This window comes from Shewanella sp. 10N.286.54.B9, assembly GCF_041468565.1.
In the GTDB taxonomy this organism is placed as follows: domain Bacteria; phylum Pseudomonadota; class Gammaproteobacteria; order Enterobacterales; family Shewanellaceae; genus Shewanella.
The window spans coordinates 156130-158487 of sequence record NZ_JBFRIY010000044.1 but is presented as its reverse complement, the minus strand read 5'-3'; the positions used below and the strand labels follow the sequence as shown (position 1 = coordinate 158487).

Genomic DNA, 2358 nt, shown 5'->3' with positions numbered 1-2358 from the left:
ATTTTTACTGTGTTGTAGACTATTTGTGGAGAATAACTAAACGGCATAGCCTCCGCCTTGTCAAAATAGCCAATAAACTGCGGCAAAAACAACCGTGAAAGATCAACAGCCCCTAATCATTCAGATTGTGATGATGTGAACTACTTGCCAAAATGATGTTTTTCTAAACTTACTTCGCCCGTTTCCTTTATCGATAATAGGTACAGATCTCCGTAGTCTGATTCCTTTAATGGCGTTATTTTGGGGCCGCCCAGCGCTTTAATGATAAGTGGTACTGTATTGGAGTGCCCAGCGACTACGCTGTTTCCATTTGAACTCTTAACGAGTTCAACGACTTGTGTTATATGTTCTTGCAAACCGTCAGCAGTTCCGACTATCTCTATTGTAATATTATTTGCCTCTGCAATGGGTTTTAATGTCAGTTGCGTGCGTTGGTAGTTACTGGCGATCGCTTGAGAAAGAGGGAGGTTAGGTAAAGCATTGATGAGTGAAATCGATCTTAATATTCCCTCCTTATTTAATGCAGGATCTCGCGTGCCATCATTGAGCTTTTCAGCATGACGTACCACGATGACAGTTTTGCTTTTTGCTCCATTGAAATTGGTTTGCTCGGCTGCGTATAGGGCATTGCTATTGAGCATAAGAATGGTAAATACAAATAGTGTTTTGATGGCGATTTTCATAGGCAAACCTTGGGATTACTCATTTTTATTTTTATAAAGAAAGCGTTAGCAGTGCTTTTCGTCTGGTTCTTATAATTTTTAAGCTCAACAATATCTTTGATAGATTAATCTTTCTGAATATGAAATAAAAGTTTATGCTGAAATGACGACTCACTTTGGGAGCAGATTATGTGGATTGAAGGAAAAGTCATAGAACGGCAAGATTGGAGCGATAAGTTGTTTTCCTTAAAAATTAAAGTCGACATTGGCGACTTTATCGCTGGCCAGTTTATCAAATTGAGCCAGCTGATTGGTGATAAACGTATTGGCCGAGCCTACTCTCTTGTTAATCCGCCCGGCACTGATTATATCGAAGTTTTGGCTGTTGCAGTCGATGATGGTCAACTGTCACCTAATCTTCAAGCACTCTCAAAAGGCGATGTGATTGATGTAGCGACCAAGGCGACAGGGTTTATGACCCTTGATGAACTTCCTAAAGATGATAACAAGGGAGAGCACTTATGGTTTCTTGCAACTGGCACTGCAGTCGGCCCTTTTATCTCGATTATGGCCACCGATGAACCATGGCAAAGTTACCAGCAAGTGGTGTTGGTTTACGGTGTGCGGGAGAGTGAAGATTTAGCCTACTTAGCCGAGCTTAGAGCATTTGAAGCCAAGTACCCGCAACAATTTAAGCTGGTATTGTCGGTGACTAGAGAGCCTTTGGAGGGCGCATTAAGTTGTCGTATTCCTGATGGGCTTAGCAATGGTGACATTGAAGCAAAGGCTGGCGTTAAACTCTCAGCCAAAGATTCGCAAGTGATGATTTGTGGTAATCCAGGAATGATCACAGATGCCCAACAATGTTTAAAAGAACGGGGCTTAATTAAGAACTTACGTCGTGCTCCTGGGCAAATTACGGTCGAAAAATATTGGTAAGGAATGCACCATGAAATTGTATTATTCCGATGCATCGCCCTATGCTCGCTGCGTTAGAGTGTTTATCTGCTATCACAATATAGAAGGCATCGATGAGGTTGTCGCTAATCCTTTTGATAACTCCCCAGAGTTATTAAGAGTTAATCCATTAGCTAAAATTCCCTGCTTACAGCTGAATGATGGCTCTGCACTCTATGATAGCGAGGTGATAATGCGTTATTTAGACACTGAATTTGGTCAGTCGCGCCTATTTGGTTCAATGGAGCATAATTGGTTGCAGCAGTGCCACTTTTCATTATTAAAAGGCATTTTTGATAGCGCAGTTTCGTTAAGGCAAGAGCAGCTTAGGGAAGATGAAGGTTTACGGTCTTCATTTTGGACCTCGCGTTTTGAGCAGGCTTTGTTAAGAGGTTTAAAAGAGGTCGAGACGTTGGGGATTACTCGTAGTGCAGAATTAACAGCGTTACAGGTCATGTTGGTGTGTTTATTGGAATACATTGACTTTCGCCACCCGGATCTGCCTTGGCGAAATGTCACTTCCGCATTGAGTGTTTGGTTAAAACAAGCGCAGCAAGCTGATGTTTTTATTGCGACAAAACCTCAAATGTAGATTGATGCAGATAAGAAAGATAGTTGTATTAAGTTTATGTTAATTAAGCTGTTACTAAATAGTGTCAGCAAGTTTTCGGTGGCTAAAAGTTTGCACTAATACCAATTCCATTAAAGATGTGATCAATTCAGAGCTTTCTCAGGGCTT

The 2358-nt window shown here is 41.3% G+C and carries 3 protein-coding genes; 2 read left to right on the top strand and 1 reads right to left on the bottom strand.

Annotated features, from left to right (window positions below):
* Positions 1–140: 140 nt before the first annotated feature.
* Positions 141–683, bottom strand: a complete 543-nt coding sequence (locus tag AB4135_RS16630) for a histidine phosphatase family protein (protein ID WP_371994582.1) — start codon at positions 681–683, stop codon at positions 141–143.
* A 168-nt stretch (positions 684–851) separates the two neighbouring features.
* Between AB4135_RS16630 and AB4135_RS16625 the strand changes: the two genes are divergently transcribed.
* Together AB4135_RS16625 and AB4135_RS16620 are read left to right on the top strand one after the other, a co-directional pair.
* Complete coding sequence (locus tag AB4135_RS16625; protein WP_371994581.1) at positions 852–1601, top strand: ferredoxin--NADP reductase; 750 nt, start codon at positions 852–854, stop codon at positions 1599–1601.
* 10 nt (positions 1602–1611) lie between these two features.
* Positions 1612–2211 (top strand): glutathione S-transferase, encoded by a 600-nt coding sequence (locus tag AB4135_RS16620; protein ID WP_371994580.1) that lies wholly within the window; start codon positions 1612–1614, stop codon positions 2209–2211.
* The last annotated feature ends 147 nt before the right edge of the window (positions 2212–2358 follow it).